The sequence below is a fragment of the Desulfosarcina sp. genome, assembly GCF_041551955.1.
Lineage (GTDB): Bacteria > Desulfobacterota > Desulfobacteria > Desulfobacterales > Desulfosarcinaceae > Desulfosarcina.
Window position 1 is genome coordinate 1 of record NZ_JBFELV010000019.1, and the last position, 21,254, is coordinate 21,254.

The following is a 21,254-nucleotide window of genomic DNA, read 5'->3' on the forward strand; positions in this document are numbered from 1 at the left end:
AAAGGGAAGTAATTCTTTCCACGGGATCGATGGTTTTTCCTGGCATGATTCAAAATATCAGCATGGGAGGTGCACATGTTGACAGCAGAAATATATCCATAACAAAAACACCGGTAGTCTTGACGGTTTCTATTCCATTTGCCAAAAAGCAAGGCAGTGTCAAAAGAAAAGCCATCGTCAGATGGGCCAAGAATGACCAATTTGGGATTCAGTTTATTTGAACCCAATCCGAGCGATTGTCGAGCTTGCCGCAGATTCAAGGCAGATGTCGTCGCGCTATAGTGGACTATGCGCGGCGATAGCTAACGACGAAGATGGGGTGAGATCGGCAAACCCGATGGGTTTCACCTTTCGAAACCAACAATCGATGGTATCCGACTGTGATCGTAACCAATTGACCTTCTTTGAGAAAGGTGAATCGCTTGTTTGGGTTGAAGAAAAGGACAAGGGGCCAGAATGAGCCCCTTGTCCGTGAAACGGATAAAACAACTGTTAGGTTGCACCACATGATTCTGCACGGCATATGCCAATCCTCTTGAATGTTAAGAAGACTATATGATTTTTGATACTTCCCTCCTTAATACGACACAACGGATCTGAACCGTGCTTTTTTGTTCACGCTCATGTGATACCCGTGTGTCATTGACTCCGACTGCAATTAAACCCCATCGTCATTCGTTTCTTCGTTTTCGAATAAGGGTCCGCGAATAATCACCTCGCTGTAGAAAGATATTGGGGTCTTCATCCTCTCGATTCGTATAGTAGACATCACCGCCGGGCGTTTTCCAGCGGTATCGATAGGCATCCGTATCCATTTCGACCTCTCCGGTATGTGGATTGACATATTCCTCGTGCCCCGTCAAAACGAGGAAGTTGTCATTCATGATCTCTTCCCGGTTGATGGTCGTGCGAGAGACCATTTCCCGATCGACCCTACGCATTTCGTCAAATACCTTCAAAACGATTTTGCCGCGTTCCTGTTGCCCCCGGGATTCTTTCATGATCCATTGCGGATTGAATTGAATCGAAAATCGCATCACATCCATGATTGGTCTCAATCGTTCAAAGTCCGCCGCAGGTGCCCGAAATGCCATGGTACGCGTATTCTTCCATGTCATTGCCGCTCGCATATCCATAATACCGGTCAACATTACTTCATGATACGCTTTTCCATCCTCGGCGTATGCGTAAACCGCTCCGGCTGCGTCACACTGAAAGGCCATTGCCCCCATTCCTATCTGCGTGAGCAGTTGATTGGAATAGGCCATACTGCGACGCATCGACTCGATTTCGCCTGGAAGACGTTGAATTTTGAGGATGTTGAGTTTGACGACATTCGGATGAAGCGCATTAATGAGATAGGTCAAATGGGTGGGTGCGTCGGCCAAAGCGCGCACCTCCGCGCCCTGGTAGAGGCTGCCAGGTTGAAAAAAGCCGCCGCCGATGGCTGTGTGGGCGTATACGATGTCAGGCAAAATCCGAAATGCCACCGTTCCTTTTGCATCGCTCATGAGAAGCCAATCGCATTTGGCCTCCATGGCATTCAAGGGACCACCGGCCTGAGCCGCATTGACGCGAAAGATACCTCCCTGATTGCGCCAACCCTGTGGTACGAGGATAGAAAAAGCGGATTCATTCGGCTCGTGGGTGCGAACAAAGGAAATGCCGCTCACCGCACCCGCGACAGTGGATACTGCAGACAAAGTATAATACGATACCAGGGTCAATGTCAGCCAAATACTTTTTGTTTTGGGTACCATGCACGTCATCCTTATTGTTCACTCCCGTGCTCGTCCATAAAAGGCTCTTATGAAACTACGCCAAATTGGAATAGTTTCATTCTCGATCAAACAGGCCGCCTTGGCGGTCGGTGCCGCCGTTAGGGTCTCTCTTTCCTTCATCCAGAATTTGCCGAATCCAAAGTCCCACCAATCGTCAGCGGGTTCCAGGGGTGAGTTTATGAGTTCCAGGAGGGGTTCGATATGTTCAACGGATTCGTTTTGGGGAACGCCAGGGCCGGGATGGATCGGTTCACCGCTACCCTTTTTCATCAGCGCCATAGGTCTTGCTCCGTTTCGGGAAAAATGGAAATGAGGGCAAGGATACATACACGTTGGCAGAGATCCTTGTTCTTGTCAACTGTTTGGTATTGCTTGACAATCTGGGCAATGAAGGGTAAGGCTCAGAATGCTTGTTCAATGTGCCCGCACCTTTCCATGGTAACCATACAGGCAAGTACCGATGATTGATTGTGCCGATCGAAGTGGAATGCAGGCCATGATGCTTAAAAACCTCGTGTTAGCGTCGTTGTTAATCGGGTTAATGGTGAATCCGGCACCGGCGGACCAATCGACGAAGACTCGATTCTTCTATAGTGGCGACGGCACCATTCACCTGGTAAGTGGAAAGAACGGCAGGGCCTTCAGGGGGCGCTATCGTGAAGGGGCCAATCAATATAAAGCTGATGCCTACAGGGAAATTTCGGCTGTTTTCGGCGCGCCATACCAATCCTCACGTCAGGTGCTTTCATTGCGATTGATCGAATTTTTGGATTACCTTGAAGACCGTTTGGGACCGGGTGCCTTGCTCACCATTACTTCCGGGTACCGACCGCCGGAATACAACACCAATCTGCGCAAGGGGGGTGCTTTGGCGGCCAAGGCCAGTTTGCATCAATACGGAATGGCCGCTGATTTCATTTTGGAAGGGGTTTCGTCCAAACGCGTCTGGGAATACGTGCGATCGATAGGATTTGGCGGAACCGGATACTACCACGGCAAGACGGTGCATGTGGATGTGGGTCCAGCGCGGTTTTGGGACGAAAAAAGTTCAGGCGTGGGCACCGGCTTGTCGGATGACAACAAGTTGATCGGCTTGGTAACCGATTACGATGTTTATGGCCCCGGGGCGTTGGTGAAGTTAAGCTTCATACGCATGACGGCCTTCCCCATCATAGTCCAGTTGGACTTTAAACTGGTCCCTGAAAAGATTCCGGAGGACATTGAAGGCACATTGTCGTTTCGTCCAGACGCTGGGACGCCAACCGCCGACACCTGCCATGAATTCAAAAATATCAAAGAAATGGCCGCTCTTCGTTGGCATCTGCCATCGGATATATCGCCTGGGCGGTACCACATTCGTGCAAGTTTTTGCGGAGTCTTGTGGGAAGAGATGCCAGATACCGTTTCGACGCCTGGATTTGAGATTCGATTACCATGAGTTCAGTTGGGCGGTTGCTGGGATGTCTTGGCAATCGCTGTCTACTATCCATAAGGGAGGTGAAATGACTGATAGGCGAGCTGATATGATTGCCAATCTTGAAAAAAACCGGGAAGACGTTATCGTTTTATTTGAATCACTTAAACCTGAAGCGCTCAATGTCCAGCTCTACCCGGACGGCGCATGCTGGACGATTAAACAAGTATTGGCTCATTTTATTACTATCGAGCAGTCGATGCATTGGCTTTTCAACAATATTGTTTCCGGAGGTCCGGGATCACCGGAGGAGTTCGATTTTGAGAGATTCAATCGTACTCAGCCCATTAAATTAGACGAGCTGAAGGTAGATGAACTCATTGGCAAATTCAGATCCGTTCGTCAGGAGACAATTTCGATGGTGAAGAACATGTCTGAAGATGACTTCGACCGCGAAGGGTTGCACGCCTTCCACGGGCACGGAAAACTCGAACGGTTTATTCGGTGGGCCTATGAACATGTTCAAATTCACGAGAAGGACATTCGGATGAAACTACAAAAAAAATAGTTGACAGGACACATCCGAAATCTGAAAAAATGACATGGACGTATCTTTGAAAAAAGGATCCGGGCAAGGCATGCAACGGCGGAAAAGCGCAGCATACCGTTAGTATGTGAGCATGTTGAGCCGTTTCATAACACAGCCATGGGCACTTAGATTATTTTTGAGATAGGTTCACATACACAGCCGGGTGTGTAATCACCAAACATACTGAGTTTAGGGCAACCCTAACAGTTGAGGCTGGCGGATCCTTTCAAGTTCTCTCGGCTTCACGCAGGTTGTCCAAGCTGCTACAAGTTTGTATGATCGAACATCGTTCCGCTTCTTTTAGACCATCCTGGTTTAAATGCTTAGGCAGGTTAAATGATCCACACCTCAATCAATATCAACAATAACCTTCTAAATGGAAAGGAGCCTTCTCATGGCTACAGTTGAATTTATAGAATACGAAGAGGGAAGCCCTGAAGTACGAGAAGTCTACGATGACATCATGACCACTCGACATGTTGACTGGATCAATAATTTCTGGAAAGCGTTGGCGGTCCAACCCGAGCTGTTGCAGCGCACGTGGAGTGGTGTCAAGGAGGTGATGACTCCCGGAGCCCTCGATGCGCTTACCAAAGAATTGATCTATGTTGCCGTTAGTGTGACCAATAGTTGTAAGTACTGTATTAACAGTCACACCGCGGCTGCCAGAAAAAAGGGAATGAGTGAAGAGATGTTGGCTGAGCTAATGGCAGTTGTTGGCATGGCAAACCAGACCAATGCCTTGGCCAATGGTTTTCAAATTGAGGTCGATGACGTATTTCAACATGGCGGCCGTGCACCTAAATAACGCCCAGAATTGTTTCTTGCGGGAAATCGAGGTTTACCCGCTTCGCTGTTCTCAGCCGGTCGCGAGCCTGAACCATCGTAAGACCAATCCCCCCAGACGTTGTCGATGATCCGCATCAGCAATGGGGTCACGATCTCATCGGCCAGTTTTCCGTACATCAGATCCAAGTGGTTGGCGCCTTCGATGACAAAATCGATCAACTGGCTGCATTCCGCAGTGATGTTTATTTTTCGTAAATCCCCGGGTGACTTGATGTGGTAGACTTTTTTGATCTTGTGGGGATAGTGCTTGCTATAACGCATATTTTCCAGCGGCACGATGTTGTCCCGGGTCCCCCAAAAATGAAATATCGGGATGTTATCCGGAAACCAGGCCAAACAATCGGAATAGTTCAGACCGCTACCGTCCATACGTTTAAATCCCTCGCCGTTGTAGATCGCCTTTAAACATTGGAAGCCAAGCCCCAAAGGGATCGATTCAGTGGCTTCCTTTAAATAGAGCTCTACAAAATGCTTGTCGTCTTTATGATTTTCCGGTGAAATGAGGAAATTTAAATCACCCACATTATGCTGCCAAACAAAGCGGGAAATCTGTTTTAAGACCGGCAGTTCGGTAAATAATTGGGAAACCTCTTTTATCGGTACCTTCTGGAAACGAAACACCCGGGAAAGATGATTGAGCCACAAAGAGACCGGAAAGAAGATATGGGAATTTTTGTGGAAAAATTTAGGGGATGCCAGTGAGATGACGCACCGCACCATTTTGATATATTTCTCGGCGGCATCCGGTGTTGGTAGGGATTTCGCCAGGATCTCCTTTTGTCTTTGATCGACAATATCGATGTCGGCCAGCTGACGGGCCAGGGACCAGTTGAGAATCATGTTCTCCGAAACAAGGCCGCCCATACTGTGGCCCAGTAGGAAGGCGGGCTTACCGTGGCTGCGTTTATGGACAAAGCGCGTCAGGGTGGGCAGATCATAATCGCTTATGGTGTCCACGGTGCAGAGCGGGTCAAAACGACCTGCATTGACCCCCACGCCCCTTGAATCAAAAAGATAGGCCCACACATTCTTGTCGGCCATATCTTTCGCCAGGGAGTAGCGATCGTTGATGTTGAAGCAGTTGCTGCTGTTGGCAAAACCCGGGACAAAAACCACGGCCGGTCGATCGTCGCCGGCGGTGACGCCCTCCATGCTGATGATTCGTCGAAAACCGATGGCGTTCCCATCATCGGTAAAATTTCGATAGTGGACGATTTCGTAGTCACCCCGCCCGTTTTGTTCTTTTTCTTCGATTTCATTTTCAAAATAGATGGGGACCGGATTGGCCCGCACGGCTTCCCTTAGAATCCGGCGTCGTCGGCCTATTTCCGAAACGCCCTTCACGTGTTTCTTGGGGACCTTGAATCGCTTTAGGGAGAGGTAGGCCAAGTCATCTTCGGTGAGCAGAATGACATTTTCGGTGAGGCGCAGGCGTCCTTTGTTGAGTTCATCGTAGATGACCGCTTTGATCTCATCTCTGGGAATCTGTATACCGGCTGCATTCAAAAACATGTGATAGAGCACCAAAGCCAGTTTTTGCACGGCCCGCGTCTTGATCTCCTCCTGACTGACGATCAACGCTTTGGAAACCGGAAGCCCCAGGCTGAGCTGGCCCCGATAAATCATGCTGTAGGCGTTGTAGCTTCCGTTGATCACCTGGGCCGGTCCATCGTTCACCAAATAGCGCACCACGCTGCTGCTCAGATTCCGCCACTTCTTGAAGATCATGCTCGATCGCGCTCCTGTTCAGAATTAACCGCGCCTTGACCATCATGTCCGATTGCGCGCCTTGACGGCCAACTCCTTGACCCTGGCGATTTCCTCTTCGGAATAGATGCCGTCAACACCGGAAATGGCCGCCAGCTGCATACCGTGCTTGAGACCCAGGCCATAGATTTCGCGGACCTTGTCCCATTGGGGCGAAGCGCCGACCGTAAATACCTCGAACCGTCCTTCCAGAGCGAGGGTGATCGTTTCGGCCAGTCCGGCGTAGACGACGCCGGGCGGGAGGCCGATATCCCGCATCTCAACATGATCGCCGGGCAACCGGATCTCTCCGCCGCGAATCACGAGCACATCGGGTCGTTTGGCAACCACATCCTTGGTGAAAATACTCGGCAGGTTGATATCGATGATCACACAGCCGGGTTTGACCTGCATAATGTCCAGCACATCCCGGGCGCCGGAACTGGTTGCCACGATCATGTCCATCTCTCCCAGCTTCGTGTCTGCCCGGGTGGAGACGTTAAGCTTGATCGAGGGGACTTCTTTTTGGATGGCCTCTTGCAGGGCCAGCAGTTTGGCGATATTGCGGCCGACCAGGTGAACCTCTTCGAATGCCTTGGCCAACAGGTGTGAACAAATCACCCCCACCGCCCCGGTGGCGCCGATGACCATGGTTTTGGCGCGCAGCAGTTTCCCGTTTTTAAGCCGGGTCATCCCCAGCTTGCGAACGGCCTCGGCCCCCGCCCACAATGCCGAGGAGGCAAAATAGCTGTTGCCCGTGGTGATCGGCAGCACGGCGTGCTTGGCCACGTCCAGGCTGGTGTCTTTCATCGCTTTCGGCAACAGCCCGATGCCCATAATCTGGGCGCCCATTTTTTTGGCGATCCTGGCCGCCTCCAGGATCCGTTTGGTGGTAAAATCGGGTCCGTGGGCCTGCATCTGCTCCGGCGTCACACCAAGGGCGATCAGCCATCCTTCCGCCTCCACGCCGGTTTCCGATCGGATGCCGCTGACCGTGGAGTAGACGAACGGCGGCGAGTAGGCCATAACCTTTTCAACCGTATTCATCATGCCTGGAACAAGATCCGACAACACCTCGATGGGTTTGAGTTTTTTCAAGTATTCCTGGCTTGGCGGATGGATCACGTAGGCGAACCGATTGACCCGTTTGGGCGTTCCGGAAGGAAAGATGACGCGCGGCTGCATCTGCATGTTGCTGATGATCTCGAGCAATTCGTCGTCGCTACCTTCGCCCTTGGGAACATCGAATGCAATCCGCAGCATCGCTTCCAGAACGCTCACGCCCACGACATTGTTTAACAGCTTCGGCGTGGTGTCGATGATCACGTCCACGCCCTTGTCTTTCAGGTAATCGATCCGGTCGTCATACACCGTGGAGGTGATCACCGTTTTGGCATTGAGGTCCTCGACGGTGTAAGGGTCCAGATATTTGAAAAAACGGTGGTGGGGAACCACCAGGATATGAGATTTCTGCACCGCCTGTCGCACCACGTGATCGATCATCGAACGCACCGGTTCGCTGTCGGTGAGCATGCTTTTTCCCGGCACCCCGTCCAGCAGATTCCGAAGGCGGCCGCTGTATCGCTCCAGACCCTTCAACCCGTCGATTAACCTGGGGATCCCGTTTTCGCACGCGGCATCGGCAAAAGTCAGGTTGTCGCTGTATTCCGCCATGACCGCGGCGATGGTGCGGCTCGATCGCCCGGAGAAAAAAAATACGCGGGCGTTGTTGAAATAGTTGCTGCCGAACTTGAACTGGATATGGCGCAGTGACCATTCGTGGCCCACCAGCCGGAGCATGTCGCCGGATGTCACCGGGGTATCCAGTTTGGATCCGAGCTCCAAGAGCCTGGCCAACTCACGGTTGAATGTGCCCTTCGCAGCCAACGATCGGGCGGATCGAATGCCGCCCAGGGCGATGGCATCGGCCTTTTTGTTCCACTTCAGGAGCAGGTCGGTGGCTTTCTCCAGATCCCCGTCGGTCCCCACGCGACGGACGTGAAACGGTTGTTTTAAGAATTCGGTTTCGAATTCGTTGTCGTCCAAACTGGGTCCTAAACTGATTTGGATGATGTGCTTCACATGAACCTCCGCTAACTGGCGATGGGTTGATTTCTGGCTTCCAGGGCAAGTTTTTTCACACGGGCGATATCATCATCCGAGAACACCCCATTGACGCCGGATACAGCGGCCAGTTTCATGCCGTGCTTCAGACCGAGTTTATAAATCTCCTTTACCTTTTCCCACTCGATGTCCCGGCCGATGGTAAAAATCTCAAAGCGACCCTCCAGGGCCAGAACGATCGTTTCGGCCAGGCAGGCATAGGCCACATTGGCGGGCAGGCCGATATTTCTCATCTCCGGGTTGCCGGGCAGTTCAATTTCTCCCGATTCGATCACCAATACATCCGGGCGTTTGGCCACATCCTCCGGGGAGAGGTCCAACGGCCGGGCCACATCGGTGATGACGCAGCCCGGCTTGACCTTGGTGATATCAAGAACCTTCTTGCCCGCACCCGACGTGGCCGTGACGATCACATCCATGTCAGCCAGATATTTATCGGGACGGGTCGTCACGGTCAGCCGGACGTCCGGGTCCTCCCGGTGGATCGATTCTTTCATCGCCAGCAGTTTGGCCGTGTTGCGTCCCACCAGATAGACTTCACCAAAGGCCTTGGCCAGCAACCGGCAGCAGACCGACCCAATGGCCCCGGTCGCCCCCAAGACCATGGTTTTGGCATCGATGCGCCGGCCTTTTTCAATTTTGATCAGCCCCATGCGACGAACCACATCTGCTGCCGCCCAGAGTGCACCGGACGCGCTGTAGCTGTTGCCCGTGGTAATCGGGATATTGGCTTTCTTGGCCACCGTAACGCCGGCATCGCCGACCACCTTGGTAAAGGCGCCCAACCCCATGATCTGAGCCCCCATGCGCTTGGCCATGCGGGCGGCTTGCAGCAATCGTGAATAGGTGAACTCCGGGTCATGGGCCAGCATCTGTTTGGGTGTTCCGCCAACCGTCAGCAACCACCCCTCGGCTTCCACGCCGGTCGGCGACTTGATGCCGGTCACTCGCGAATAGACCCAGGGCGGTGCGTAGGCGATCACTTTTTCAACCGCATCCAGAAATGCGGGAGGGGTGAAGTTGGCCAACATTTCGACGGACTTGTCCTTTTTGAGGAACTCTTTGGAGAGCGGATGGATTACAAATGCAAACCGGTTGATGCGTTTGGGGCTGCCCGACGGATAGACCACCCGTGGATCCATTTTCTGGGAGCTGATGATTTCCAGCAAATCATCCGCACGCACCTGATCGCGCTTGCGTCCCAGCGAGGCGAGGATCAGGGCCTCCAATACGTTGAGCGCCACCACGCGCTCGAGGATTTTGGGCGTCGTGTCGATAATGACATCAACCCCGCGTGCTTTCAAAAACGCGACCCGGTCATCATCCACGGTGGATGAGATGATGGTCTTGCCGCCCAACTCCTCAATCGTGGCCTTTTTCAGGTAATCGTCGAATCCGTAGTTGGGCACGACGATGATAGAGGCCTTCTGCATGGCTTTGCGAAGAATATGGTCGTTCCACGCCTTGATCGGCATGACCGAATGGGTCAGCCGCTGGCTGGGGACCCATTGCAGCACCTCATGGGCCGAGTGGGCATACGCCTCTAAATCCTTTAGCGAATTGATAAACTTGGGGATTCCGTTTTCCAGGATCGGGTCGGCAAAGGTCAGGTTGTCCGTAAACTCGGACATCACCTTGGCTATTCGGTAACTGTACATGCCGGAGAAAAACAACACCCGGGCATTGCTGAAATAGTTGCCGAATTTATATTCAATAAAGCGCAGGGCCCACTCGTAGGCCACATCCCGCAGGGCGCTGCCGATGGTGACCGGCGTTTGCACCTGAGCGCCCAGGTCTTTGATTTTATGCTGTTTGGTTTTGTTCAGGAAGCGTGGGCCGATTCCATAGGGATACTTGATCTGGCCGAGCCCGATGGCGTCCGCCTCCTTGTCCATCCGCAGCAGCAGTTCGGCCGCTTTTTCCAGATCGCCATCGGTCCCCAGGCGTCTGACGGTAAACGCTTGTCCCAGGAATTCGGTATCGAACGCATAGTCCTTGTCGCTAGATCCCAAACTAATGCTGACCACCTGTTTCACGGATTCCTCCTGACGTGCCTATTCAATTTTCGATCGCGCATTATCGGGCCGCGATTCCCTTTTGCAAGCTTATCGATGGCGTTGACCGGACAGATGTCCATGGCCTCGGCACACAATCGTTCCTCCTCTGGACCGCTGGGCTGTTGGTAGACATAGTCCACCCCGTGTTCATGATTGGACCTGAAATTTTTCGGGGAGATGGCCGAACAGATGCAGCAACCGATGCACCGGTGATTGACATGATAGCTGGCTGGACGGTTGATGGCTAAAACACCCATATTTTTTTGGCCGGAATAACGGCGGTGATTGGTAATGGTTCTCAATCGCTTCTCCGAAGCCAACCCGATTCGGTCGAGGGCGACACCGCGCGAACCGGACCGGTCGGCAGGGGCAAAACGGGCTCGCGTGGTTTTTTAACACAGCGACGGAAAACAGGACGGCGGTCAATTCCCGGCCTTAACGGCATGCCTGGATATGCCGTAAGGCCGGGTGATGGGAAAGGCGCAAGGCCGATTGTTCATTATCGAAATCCCTGCCCACGGCTTCCTTCTACCATATCCGATAGGACGAAAAAAGCAAAGACCATTAGGCCTGCTCGCTGACCGTCTCTACCGGGACCGTTGGGGGCGCCGCCACCGGCGGCTTTGTGTCGACCAGGCGATGTTGCAGCCCGTCAACCTGTTGGGTGAGTTTTTCTATGTCGGCCGTCAGACGGTTTATCTGGCCCTTTGTCGGCAGATTGATCAATTGGATGGCTTTTTCAATTTGCCTGTCGACCTGATCGGACACCCATTTCCTGAGGCCGTCGATATGGAGCGCCGACTCTTTTTTGGGTTTCACCACCGTGGACATTTTCTTCACCACCGACTGGGTCACATCGCTGCCGGTGTTGTGCATAATGATCTTAATCGCTTCTTTTTTGTCTATCAAGGCCACCAGTTGATCCTTGCTCATGTACCTTTTGTTGAGGAGGTCGTAGAATCGCCCGTTGGCATATGTTTTGATTGTCCGCATCGTCTGCTCCTGATTACGCTTGCAAGGTTGTAGGTTGTTTTCAATGCCGGTATCAGGCAGCCACGGCGCGATTGAGCGCGTCGACCTTTTTGTTGAGGGCACCGACCCGGCGGGCCAGCCCGTCGATATCCTTCTTGCTGGGCAGGTTGAACTGGGCCGGAAGCCTCCGGATCCGGACGCGGACCTCTTTTTCGATCTTCCGTTTGCCTGGAACCTTGTCCAGCGCCTGCCGGCCGCCGGCCACCACCTCATCGACGACCAAGCGCGCATCTTTGCCGATCCCTTGGATCAATGAACGGGCGTCCGCCTTCAATTCCGCCATACGGCTGCGGGCGTCGTCGCGCAGGTCGTCGACCCAGGCCTTGCCGTCATCCAACACGCCATCGAAGGTCTGGCGGGGGGCTTTGCCGGCTTTGGTCAAAAACGCCTTGCCATCTTTGATCATGCCGCCCAGCGTCGAACGGGTCTCTTCGTTCAGATCCGTGATCATCTCCTTGCCGTCATCCAGCAACCCTTCGAGCGTTTTGCGCGGTGCCTTTTTCAAATCCGCCGCCAACGCCTTGCCTCTTTTTATCGGCCGGGAGATATAGTTGTCGCTGTAATCTTCCAGTTTGTCGCTCACCCGGCGGCGAGAGCGCTGAACCGTATCGACCACATAATAGCGGGGCTTGGCCGTGCTCTTTTTCTTGCTGTCTTTTTTGGTCTTTGCCTGTGCCATGGAAAATCTCCTTTTTCTTTTCGAACCGTGGGATGTTGCTTGTTTTTAGGCTGACGGCCACCGAGCCGCCGCTCTTTATAACGCATTGCGTTATGACCGACAATATGATGCAGTGCGTTATAAATGTCAAGCGTTTTTTTTTATTATTCTGAAATTGACAAACCCGAGAAAGATTGGAAATATAATCCACCACCTCAACCCATAGCGCCCGTTAAACGACCAACCCAAGGGGATATGAGCATGCATGTGATAAAAAAGTACGCCAACCGCAAAATGTACGACACGGACGACAAGCGCTACATCTCTATGGTCCAGCTCTCGGAGCTGATTAAGCGAGGCGAAGAGGTCATGGTCATCGACAACCGCACCGGCGAAGATATCACGGCGGCCATCGTTTCCCAGCTAATCGGCAGAGACAACAAGGAAAAGGACAAGACCGTGTCCTCCCAGCTGTTGATGCAGCTGCTGCGCAAGGGCGGCGGCACCTTGACCGACTATGCCAAGAAATACGTGTCGCTGTGGCAGGGCGCATTCAATATGGCCGAAGATGAAGTCAGCCAATTCGTCAACCGGCTGGTGAAAAACAAGGAGCTTTCCATCGCCGAGGCCGGCAAGTTGAAAAAGGAAATCATCGGGTATACCAACTCCCTTAAAGCATGGATCAGCGACAGCATCGACAAACGGGTCGGGGAAGTTCTGCAATCCATGAACCTGGCCACGAATGATCATCTAACCGAACTGTCCGCGAAGCTGGATGCCCTTTCGAAAAAAGTGCAGCAACTCGAAAAGGCGAAGGCGGCGGCCAAAAAAAAACCGCGTCCGAAAAAGGCCGCCGCCCGTAAAAAATCCACCTGACGGGCGGTTCCACCTGACAAACCGTGAGAACCAACCCCAACGTAGCAAACGGAGCGCTTCAAATAGAAACAATCCGTTTCACATGGGTTATGTGCAACCATGGGGCAAATCCACTTGACATCCGTGAGCATTGCTGCCAGAACACAACGCAATGCGTTATGTGCGGCCGCCCTTCGCCTCCAACCGATGCGGCCGATTGGCAGGGGTCACATGTTGACCGGAACATCGAACAAGGAAACCATCGGATGGCCCGAGAGACTGATCATGAGGAATTCGTCCGCTTGAAGCGGGCACTGCAGACATTTCAATCCGCGCGTCTGGGTCAAACATACAAGGATCTGATGAATGATCCACAATATGAAAAAATTGGCCATTTCTTCTTCGAAAAGCTATACGCACCGGAAGATTTCTCTTTCCGCGACACGAGCATCAAAAAACTGCACAAACTGCTCAGGGGTAAAGTCTACTCAGGCATCATTTCAGCCGTCAGCAAGGTGATCGAATTGCATGAGCTGTCGGACCGCCTCGATGACCGCATGGTCGAGCAGATGATGGCCATGGGCATCGGTGAAGACATGGATGTGGAACAGTATCAAGCAGTGTATCGCAGCCTGGACAACTACGACGAGCGGCTCTACCAGATCGGTTTGGGTGCGGAAGTGACCCAGGTCTTTTATAAACTGAGCAAGAAATGGGTCGTGGCCGTTTCCCTCAACACGGTGCGAACCGCCGCCCATCTCATCGGCATGGGGAAAATAATCGACTTCATCTATGAAGGCTACGAGGGATTCCGCGCGATTAAGAATCTCGACTATTTCATCGAAACCGTCGACACGCGCGAGCACGCCTGGCATGAGCAACTCTGGTCCACGGCCAGCCCATTGAGCGGAGCGTCGATGATGTCAACCCAATGAAAAGAGCATTGATTCTCTCCGGGGGCGGTGCACGGGGTGCATTTCAGGTCGGCGTCTGGAAATACCTGCGGGAAATCAATTGGACACCTGACCTGATTTGCGGCACCTCCATCGGCGCCATCAACGCCGCGGCCATCGGATCCGGCATGTCTGTCGAGCGCCTCGCCGATCTGTGGAGAACCCATAACCGCTCTGAGATTTACCGTCTCAAGACCCTTCATTTTTTAAAGTCGGCGCTGCGTGGGAAACCTTTGAAATCGTTGCTGGACACGACCCCCCTGCGATCCATGCTGACCCGCCACCTGGATTTAGAGGCCCTGCGACAGAGCCCGATCGAAATCATCATCAGCGCCGTTCACCTGGCGACCGGACGACTCCATCTTTACAATCAAGACATGATTGAGATCGATCATTTAATGGCTTCGAGTGCGATGCCCATTCTGTTTCCCTGGCAGCCCATCAGCGGAGAGTTCTACTGGGACGGGGGCGTAATGGCCAATTCACCCCTTTTCATCGCCCTGGAAAGGAAGATCGAGGAGATTGTCGTGGTGCTGCTGTCGCCGGTCGGGCATCGCCCCCTGCCCCCGCCGGCATCCTTGCGGGAAGGGTTGGAACTGGTTTTTGAACAATTTTTAATTGGCTCTTACCAGACCGCCATGCCGGTTTTCAATGGGACAGCGGGTGCGCCACTGAGCCCGCAACCCAGGATTTCAGTGATCGCTCCGTCCCAGATGCTCGGTTTTGCATCCCTGCTCAATTTCTCTACCCGACAGGTCAACCGTCTGATCAATTCAGGTTATCACCGCGCCCGCCGCCAACTGGGCAAAATGGATTAAGTCATCACCAGATGACGCAAGCCCTTGTCCGCCAAAAATTTCGGATATATCGCATAGCTCGGTTTGAGTATCGGCAGCAGCTTGATGGTCTTGGGGACATTGCCCCTGGCCTTGACCTGACGGCGGGTCAAGGCGCTAACCAGATTGGCCTTGCCGTGCCAGAATGCGTGGGCAAAATCGGCATTCATGGTCAAAACGACCTCCGGTTGCCCCTTGAAATCACCTTGGACGATCTTCAGGTCGTCACCGGTGGCATCGATGGTGATCACCGCCGTTGGATGCTTGTACCTGAATTGGACACATAGGTTGCTCTGGGCCAGTTTGGGACCGATCTCGGGATGGTTTTTCAGCAATTCATAAAATTCCATCAACACCGCATAGAGCATCTTGGCGTCCTTGAAGACCTGGGTCATCGCTTTGTCTAATCGCGCGGCGACGAGCGGCCGCAGGTCCGCCTTAGACACCGGCAGAGGCGTCGGTTTGGCGTGAAAGGCCCGCTTGACAATGTCAATGACCGCATCGCGTTCCGGCTCGATCGGGTTATAGAGCATGGCGCCGTCCTCCATGGCGACCGTGGCGACCTGTTCGAGCCTGGCCAAGTTATCGGAAATGCCGGCGTCTTTCAAATTCAGGGGCATCTTGGTCAAATAGGCCAACTGCTGATTGAGGCATCTTATCTTCTCTACGGCAGCCTGGGCGGCCTGTCTGCGGACCCATGTGTCGATAAACCCCAAATTACCGATCGCCGCCGCGACTTTGTGGCGGGCCTGGTGAGAGGTCGTCGTAACGAGCGCCTTGAGCGAATCGACAGCGGACAGATTGGCGAGTTTGGAAAAGACGTCCAGTCGGGGCGAACGCAACAGGCTTCGGCTCTGACCCACGACTTGTGGAAAAGATATTCCCATGGCGACGGCGATATCCGCATAGCGGTCGACCCTGGCCTCAAGATTGTAAGCCATGACCTCCGGCAGGATCAGGGCGTTGGCCAGGCCATGCGGAATGTGATAGACGCCGCCGAGGGCATGGGCAATACCATGAACCATCCCCACCATGGAGTGGGAAAAAGCGACACCTGCCAAAAAACTGCCCACCTGCATGGCACCCCGCGCTTGCAGGTCGTGGGGTTTGGCGCAGGCTTGCAGGATGTTCCCCGAAATGAGGGTGATCGCGTGCAGCGCCAGGGCATCCGACGCCGGCGACCACTCTTTGTCGACATAAGCCTCGATGGCATGGGTAAGGGCATCCATACCGGTCATGGCCGTCAGCCGACCCGGCATGGAGACCGTCATGGTGGGGTCTAAAATGGCCAGATGCGGCAGAAACTGGGCTTCGGCGAAGGGCAGTTTGACGTCGTTTTCCGGATCCGCGATCACGGCCACTTTGGTGACCTCTGATCCGGTTCCGGCGGTTGTGGGAATGACGATGGCCGGAAAGAGGGTTTCATCGCTGCCGAGAAGATAGGCACCCATGTGATCCTGAAGGCTGCCCCCTTTGACTGCCAAAAGATTGGCCACCTTGGCGGTATCGATCACGCTGCCGCCCCCGACGGCGATAAACATATCGCAACCCTTCTGGGTGGATAGGGCGGCACATTTTTCAACGGTGTCGATGGTTGAGTTGGGCGGCACTTGATCAAACGTCGCCGCAATCTTGATCGGGGTCCCTTTGAACCCGCTTATGACTTTTTCGACCAAACCGGTGTTGACCAAGATTTCATCGGTCACCAGGATCGCTTTGCGCTTTCCGAGCGGCCGGACCGTCTCCCCGAGATTCTCAAGGATACCCATGCCGAAAACCAACTTTGTCGGCAGCGAAAATTCGAAATAGTCGGGTAGCATGTCGGTTCCTTTCCGGCCAACGGCTTCCGAAAGCGGTCGCAAGACCGCTCACAAGGGTTGATACACGCGAAGAACATCGCATTTCCGACGGCATGGTAAAATGCCTGAGATCAAGGCTTGCGAGTCCCGAGGAATGAGGCGTACTTTTCGTACGCCGCAGTGACGAGGGATGAAGCGCAACGCAGATATCGGACGTTTCACGATGCCGTCAAGGGTTAACGCGTCAACTCCCGCATAATCTTGGCCACATCCTTGAGCTGGGTCTCCTCAGCCCCCTGTTGACGGTGGACGCTGCAGTAATCCGAACCGGCGAGGGCACGGTTTTTACACGGGTGGCCGTTTTTGGTGAGGGCTTGACAGGAAGACGGATGCATACCCGCTCCGATTTCGGTCATCGTTTCCGTTTCAGCAGCCAAGCGGGCTTCCTTGTAGCGGTCATGCAGCACCAGGGGTTCATCGTCGACCTTTCCTGACTGGACCAGCGACAGGAGGCTGTTGAACTCCTCTTCAAATCCTTCCAGAAGGATCTCCGGATCGGGCATCAGGCCTTCGTCCGAAGCCACCCCAACGGTCACTTTCCCATCATAGCTGAAAATACTGATTCCGAGCCCGATCTTTCCCGAGCGGGGCACCCAGAACATAAAATTTTCGATTTTCTGACCGGCAAGATAGAGCGGCTGGCGTGGCCCCGGAACGTTGGTCAAGACGCCCGAGGCCTTGTTCCCAAAAAAAGCCGAGGCCCGCTTGGCCAACACCGGCGGCAGATACCCCATGACGCTGAGAAGCGCAAAATTGATCAAGGGATCCGGTGACGTTTTGAGCTGATCCATGCGTCTTTTGACCTCTTTGAGCCGCAGGATCGGATCTTTTAAATGCACCGGCAGGGGTAGAAAAACGAGGCTGAACTTGTTGCCCAGCTCGAATTCGGTACCCGGCTTGCGGATATTGACGGGTACGGTGACCCGTAGGTCAAGCTCGTTGACCCGCGTGTTGCGGCTTTTCAAATACCTGCGCATGGCCCCGGTTACCGTGGCGATGAGCACATCATTGAGGGTGGCCGTGCTGATGGCGCGCCCCACCGTTTTGATTTTATCCAGAGACATGGGCTCGGTCCAGGCAACGCGCTTGCGCACCCCCAGCTTGCCTTTAAACGCGCTGTTGGGATCGGTACTCATGATCATGTATTTTGAAAGCACCGAGGCAAAATCGGTGGGAATACAGCTGTATTGCTTGCCCAGATGTTTTAGATGCGCCGGATCGGTTACCACTTTCTCCAATTCCTTGATCGCTTTCCGGCCTAATTTTTCGGCGGAATGGAAGGTCTTCGTGGCCGTGTCGATGATCGCATCGATGGGCAGCAGCCTGCCCAGAGAGAAGGGTTTGGGCTTTTTTTCGGGCCGGTTTTTCGGCCAGGGCGCGTCGGGTTCCTGGTCGGCCATCGAGAGCAGCACGTATATGCCGGCAATGCCGTCCGTGATGCAGTGGTGAATTCTGAAAAAAAGGACGCAGCCGCCGGCGTAGTTTTCGATCAAATGAACCTGCCACAGCGGTTTGTGAATATCCAGGGGAGCCACCGCCAGATTGGCAATCATCGCCTGCAGTTCGGTTTTATCGCCCGGCTCCGGAAGGGCGATGCGCTGCAGATGGGATCTGAGGTCAAAATGTTGATCCGCTTCCCAATTCGGCACCCCGATTCCTGATTTTGGCTGAACGATTTTTCGTTGAAACCGCGGAAACGAGGCCAGGCGGCTGTCGATGGTGGCGTAGAGCCGATTAAAATCGAGCGGCTTTTTAAACTCCATGAAGCCGGTGATCACCATCAAGTTGGTGGGTTGATCCATGCTGAGCCAAAAATTGTCGGCATTGGACATGCGTTCGGCCATTGCGCTTCTCCTCGTTGGTTCTAACGAAATGCCATTACCAGGCCCTGTTTCCAGCTAATCGCAGTATATTCGGATCGGGTGGCAGTCGCCATAAGAAGATCGAAGATTCCCCGCGGCACCGATGCTCGGCATCTCCGCTATGTTTGGACAAGCGTCGGGAAAGGCGCTCGCTGCAGCGGTTCGTGGACAAACAATGAAAAACCTTACGATCTAGAATATACGATGTTCGAAAATATGCAACCCCAATTCAGCGGCCGGTTATAGCCGGCCCTTCTTGACGATCGCGACCAGGAGCCAAATGCCCATGACGGCAGCGGCCAGAAAACCGATGATGCCGATCAGCGAGATACCGTAAAACAGCGGCGGGGTTTTGGAGATGACGATCAGGGCAGAGCCGATAATCAGCGCGGCGATGATGATCGAAAAAGAGATGTGGTTGCTAATCTGATCGTGGGTGGAGAGCATGCTCTCCATGCTTTTCAGATCCAGCATGAAGGTGAATTTCTTCTGGCGGATGGTGCGGGTGATCTCCAGCAGGTCCTTGGGGAACTCCTGGATGAAATCCATGTATTGGGCGAAGATACTCACGGCATCGCTGCCCAGGCGTTCGGCGGAGAAACGCGAGAGCTTGACCTGCCGGATAAAAGGCTCGGCGTGGGCGATGATGTCGAAATCGGGATCCAGCATCAGCCCCACCCCTTCGACCGTGCTGAGCGCCTTCATCATTAAAAAAACCTCCGGCGGGATGCGCAGCCGGTGGTGCGCGGCCAGTTCGAGCAGGTGGTGGAGCAGCTTGCCGATCTGGATGTCCTTGAGCGGTTTGTAGAGGTGCTCTCCCATGAAGTCGGCCACGTCCTTGCCCAGCAGGCGCAGGTCAGGCTCTTCTTCCCAGAGGGTCAACTTGAGCATCACCTGGGTGGTACGCGGTTCGTCGCGGCGCACCACGGCGTCCACCAACTCCACGAAAGCCTCACGGGTGTTGCGGTCCACAGTGCCCATCATACCGAAATCCAGCAGGCAGATCACGTTGTTGGGAAGGACGAAGAGATTGCCGGGGTGGGGATCGGCGTGGAAGAAGCCGTGTTCGAAAATCTGGGTCAGCAGGATATCGGCGCCGCGACAGGTGATCAGCCGGCGATCGTAGCCATCCTCGTCCAGCCGGTTCAGCAGAGAGACCTTGATACCGTCCACGAACTCGGTGGTCAGTACACGCTCGGTGGTAGCCTCCCGGTAAACCTTGGGGATATAAACGGACGCGTCGTGTAGAAAGGCTCTGGAAACCCGTTCCATGCTGGTGGCTTCCAGGGTATAGTCCATCTCCTTTTCGATGGAGCGGGCAAACTCCTCGACGATCTTCACCGGACGGTGGTGGGCCAACTCTTCGATATGCCGCTCGGCCAGGGTGGCCAGGTGTAGCATGATCTCCAGATCCACCTCCACCAGCTTACGGATCCCCGGACGCTGGACCTTAACGGCGACGTTTTCGCCGTCTTTGAGGCGGGCCCGGTGAACCTGCCCGATGGATGCCGATGCCAGTGGCTCGGGGTCTAACCGATCGAAGAGCCTATCGGCCGGCCGGCCGGTCTCCTCGCGGATAATGCGGGTGACATCGGAAAACGGAAAGGCGGGAACCTTGTCCTGAAGTTTGGCCAGCTCGCGGACAAAATCCACGGGCACCAAGTCCGGACGGGTGGACAGAATCTGGCCCATCTTGATGTAGGTGGGGCCCAATTCTTCAATGGCCAGCCGCACACGCACCGCACGGGACAGCCGCTCCACGCGTTCACCGCGGTTACGGGAAATCATCTGAAGCCCGATTTCGATGTACTGATCGATCTTGAGGAGTTCGACGATATCATCGAAACCGTATTTGAAGAGCACCGACAGGATCTGCCGATAGCGGTTCAGGTTTCTATAGGTGCGGCCGATCACACCGATTTTGCGTATGCTGATCATGCGGGCCGCATCAAGACGCTTCCGATTCGCCCTGGCTGCTGATCAGCTTCTTCAGGTCACGAATCTCTTTTTTCAATCCCTTGAGCTCGTCCTGAGTCACCACGTCGGCTTTCTTGAGCAGCTCCTTGACGCTCTTTTCCACGCGTTCTTCCAATTTCTTCTGGGCGTCTTCGTATCGGCTTTGAATCTCGTCGACAAACTTTCGACCTTCGGTTTCGGTCATTTTACTCTGTTCGGCCACCTCCTTGGCCAAATCCTCCACCTCGTCCCAGGCTTTGAGGGCGAGGCCGACGCCGGCAAGCATGCTCTTTCTGACCAGATCAAACATCGGTGTCTCCTTCACTATAGTAAAAAATATCGCAGTTAAACCGGCAACCGAGGGCAGCGCGTCCGCCGGCTACTGGATGCCACGCACGATGTCATGACGAAAATGGGTTAATCGGCAGGCCAAACCCGGTTGACCCGTCATCTGTCCGGGGGAAACGATAACGGGAATTTAACACAAGGCCCTTGTCTTAGCAAGGTGTTTGCTTTACACCAGATTCAGACGATCCGCCATCCGGGCTGTCAAGCCGATCGCTGGGGGTGGCAGCGGCATTTCAAGGCCCGAAGAGACCCGTCGACAAGAAAAAATCACACTGGACAATCTCCTTGACTGTTTTCCCCAACTGGCTTAATGATTTGTGGGTCGTCCGGCGCTG

Annotated in this window: 19 protein-coding genes; 7 read left to right on the plus strand and 12 right to left on the minus strand. The window is 53.9% G+C overall.

Annotation, left to right across the window (positions count from 1 at the left end; all coding sequences use genetic code 11):
• Window positions 1–221: PilZ domain-containing protein (locus ABYV26_RS02780; protein WP_372677951.1), on the plus strand; the 221-nt coding region annotated here is incomplete at its 5' end.
• A 450-nt stretch (window positions 222–671) separates the two neighbouring features.
• Here ABYV26_RS02780 and ABYV26_RS02785 read toward each other — a convergent pair.
• The gene (locus tag ABYV26_RS02785; protein WP_372677953.1) at window positions 672–1,760 is read right to left on the minus strand and encodes a hypothetical protein; all 1,089 of its coding nucleotides are present in this window, start codon (window positions 1,758–1,760) and stop codon (window positions 672–674) included.
• Between the two features lie 18 nt (window positions 1,761–1,778).
• Window positions 1,779–2,060, minus strand: a complete 282-nt coding sequence (locus ABYV26_RS02790; protein WP_372677955.1) for a hypothetical protein — start codon at window positions 2,058–2,060, stop codon at window positions 1,779–1,781.
• Window positions 2,061–2,277: 217 nt separating this feature from the next.
• Between ABYV26_RS02790 and ABYV26_RS02795 the strand changes: the two genes are divergently transcribed.
• The 3 genes from ABYV26_RS02795 to ABYV26_RS02805 all read left to right on the plus strand — a co-directional run bounded on the left by ABYV26_RS02795 (window position 2,278) and on the right by ABYV26_RS02805 (window position 4,592).
• Window positions 2,278–3,219, plus strand: coding sequence for a YcbK family protein (locus tag ABYV26_RS02795; RefSeq protein ID WP_372677957.1), 942 nt, complete (start codon window positions 2,278–2,280; stop codon window positions 3,217–3,219).
• 64 nt (window positions 3,220–3,283) lie between these two features.
• A complete protein-coding gene (locus ABYV26_RS02800; protein ID WP_372677959.1) occupies window positions 3,284–3,763 on the plus strand; it encodes a DinB family protein in 480 nt (159 codons plus the stop codon).
• Between the two features lie 415 nt (window positions 3,764–4,178).
• Complete coding sequence (locus ABYV26_RS02805) at window positions 4,179–4,592, plus strand: carboxymuconolactone decarboxylase family protein (RefSeq protein WP_372677961.1); 414 nt, start codon at window positions 4,179–4,181, stop codon at window positions 4,590–4,592.
• Here the strand turns inward: ABYV26_RS02805 and ABYV26_RS02810 are convergent.
• From ABYV26_RS02810 to ABYV26_RS02835, 6 genes are all read right to left on the minus strand, one after another.
• Complete coding sequence (locus ABYV26_RS02810; protein WP_372677963.1) at window positions 4,565–6,361, minus strand: alpha/beta fold hydrolase; 1,797 nt, start codon at window positions 6,359–6,361, stop codon at window positions 4,565–4,567. The genes ABYV26_RS02805 and ABYV26_RS02810 overlap by 28 nt on opposite strands.
• Before the next feature lie 42 nt (window positions 6,362–6,403).
• Window positions 6,404–8,461: a hypothetical protein gene (locus tag ABYV26_RS02815; RefSeq protein WP_372677965.1), complete on the minus strand. Its 2,058-nt coding sequence runs from the start codon at window positions 8,459–8,461 to the stop codon at window positions 6,404–6,406.
• Window positions 8,462–8,472: 11 nt separating this feature from the next.
• Entirely contained in the window at window positions 8,473–10,539 is a 2,067-nt protein-coding gene (locus tag ABYV26_RS02820; RefSeq protein ID WP_372677967.1) for a hypothetical protein, read from the minus strand.
• Window positions 10,536–10,862 carry a ferredoxin gene (locus ABYV26_RS02825; RefSeq protein ID WP_372677969.1) on the minus strand — a complete coding sequence of 109 codons (327 nt, stop codon included), beginning with the start codon at window positions 10,860–10,862 and terminating at the stop codon, window positions 10,536–10,538. The genes ABYV26_RS02820 and ABYV26_RS02825 overlap by 4 nt, the downstream gene beginning before the upstream one ends.
• A gap of 262 nt (window positions 10,863–11,124) precedes the next feature.
• Entirely contained in the window at window positions 11,125–11,553 is a 429-nt protein-coding gene (locus tag ABYV26_RS02830; RefSeq protein WP_372677970.1) for a polyhydroxyalkanoate synthesis regulator DNA-binding domain-containing protein, read from the minus strand.
• A 52-nt stretch (window positions 11,554–11,605) separates the two neighbouring features.
• Entirely contained in the window at window positions 11,606–12,271 is a 666-nt protein-coding gene (locus ABYV26_RS02835) for a hypothetical protein (RefSeq protein ID WP_372677971.1), read from the minus strand.
• A gap of 240 nt (window positions 12,272–12,511) precedes the next feature.
• Here ABYV26_RS02835 and ABYV26_RS02840 point away from each other — a divergent pair, with 240 nt between their 5' ends.
• From ABYV26_RS02840 to ABYV26_RS02850, 3 genes are all read left to right on the plus strand, one after another.
• Window positions 12,512–13,126, plus strand: coding sequence for a polyhydroxyalkanoate synthesis regulator DNA-binding domain-containing protein (locus ABYV26_RS02840; protein WP_372677972.1), 615 nt, complete (start codon window positions 12,512–12,514; stop codon window positions 13,124–13,126).
• Between the two features lie 245 nt (window positions 13,127–13,371).
• On the plus strand, window positions 13,372–14,040 hold the full coding sequence (locus ABYV26_RS02845; RefSeq protein ID WP_372677974.1) for a hypothetical protein: 669 nt from the start codon (window positions 13,372–13,374) through the stop codon (window positions 14,038–14,040).
• Window positions 14,037–14,876: a patatin-like phospholipase family protein gene (locus ABYV26_RS02850; protein ID WP_372677976.1), complete on the plus strand. Its 840-nt coding sequence runs from the start codon at window positions 14,037–14,039 to the stop codon at window positions 14,874–14,876. Before ABYV26_RS02845 ends, ABYV26_RS02850 begins: the two co-directional genes overlap by 4 nt.
• Here ABYV26_RS02850 and ABYV26_RS02855 read toward each other — a convergent pair.
• The 4 genes from ABYV26_RS02855 to ABYV26_RS02870 all read right to left on the minus strand — a co-directional run bounded on the left by ABYV26_RS02855 (window position 14,873) and on the right by ABYV26_RS02870 (window position 20,881).
• The gene (locus tag ABYV26_RS02855) at window positions 14,873–16,714 is read right to left on the minus strand and encodes an iron-containing alcohol dehydrogenase (RefSeq protein WP_372677978.1); all 1,842 of its coding nucleotides are present in this window, start codon (window positions 16,712–16,714) and stop codon (window positions 14,873–14,875) included. The two genes, ABYV26_RS02850 and ABYV26_RS02855, sit on opposite strands and share 4 nt — an antisense overlap.
• 215 nt (window positions 16,715–16,929) lie before the next feature.
• Complete coding sequence (locus tag ABYV26_RS02860) at window positions 16,930–18,597, minus strand: wax ester/triacylglycerol synthase family O-acyltransferase (protein ID WP_372677980.1); 1,668 nt, start codon at window positions 18,595–18,597, stop codon at window positions 16,930–16,932.
• A gap of 258 nt (window positions 18,598–18,855) precedes the next feature.
• Window positions 18,856–20,553 (minus strand): ABC1 kinase family protein, encoded by a 1,698-nt coding sequence (locus ABYV26_RS02865; RefSeq protein WP_372677982.1) that lies wholly within the window; start codon window positions 20,551–20,553, stop codon window positions 18,856–18,858.
• 10 nt (window positions 20,554–20,563) lie between these two features.
• The gene (locus ABYV26_RS02870) at window positions 20,564–20,881 is read right to left on the minus strand and encodes a phasin family protein (RefSeq protein ID WP_372677984.1); all 318 of its coding nucleotides are present in this window, start codon (window positions 20,879–20,881) and stop codon (window positions 20,564–20,566) included.
• Window positions 20,882–21,254: the final 373 nt, after the last annotated feature.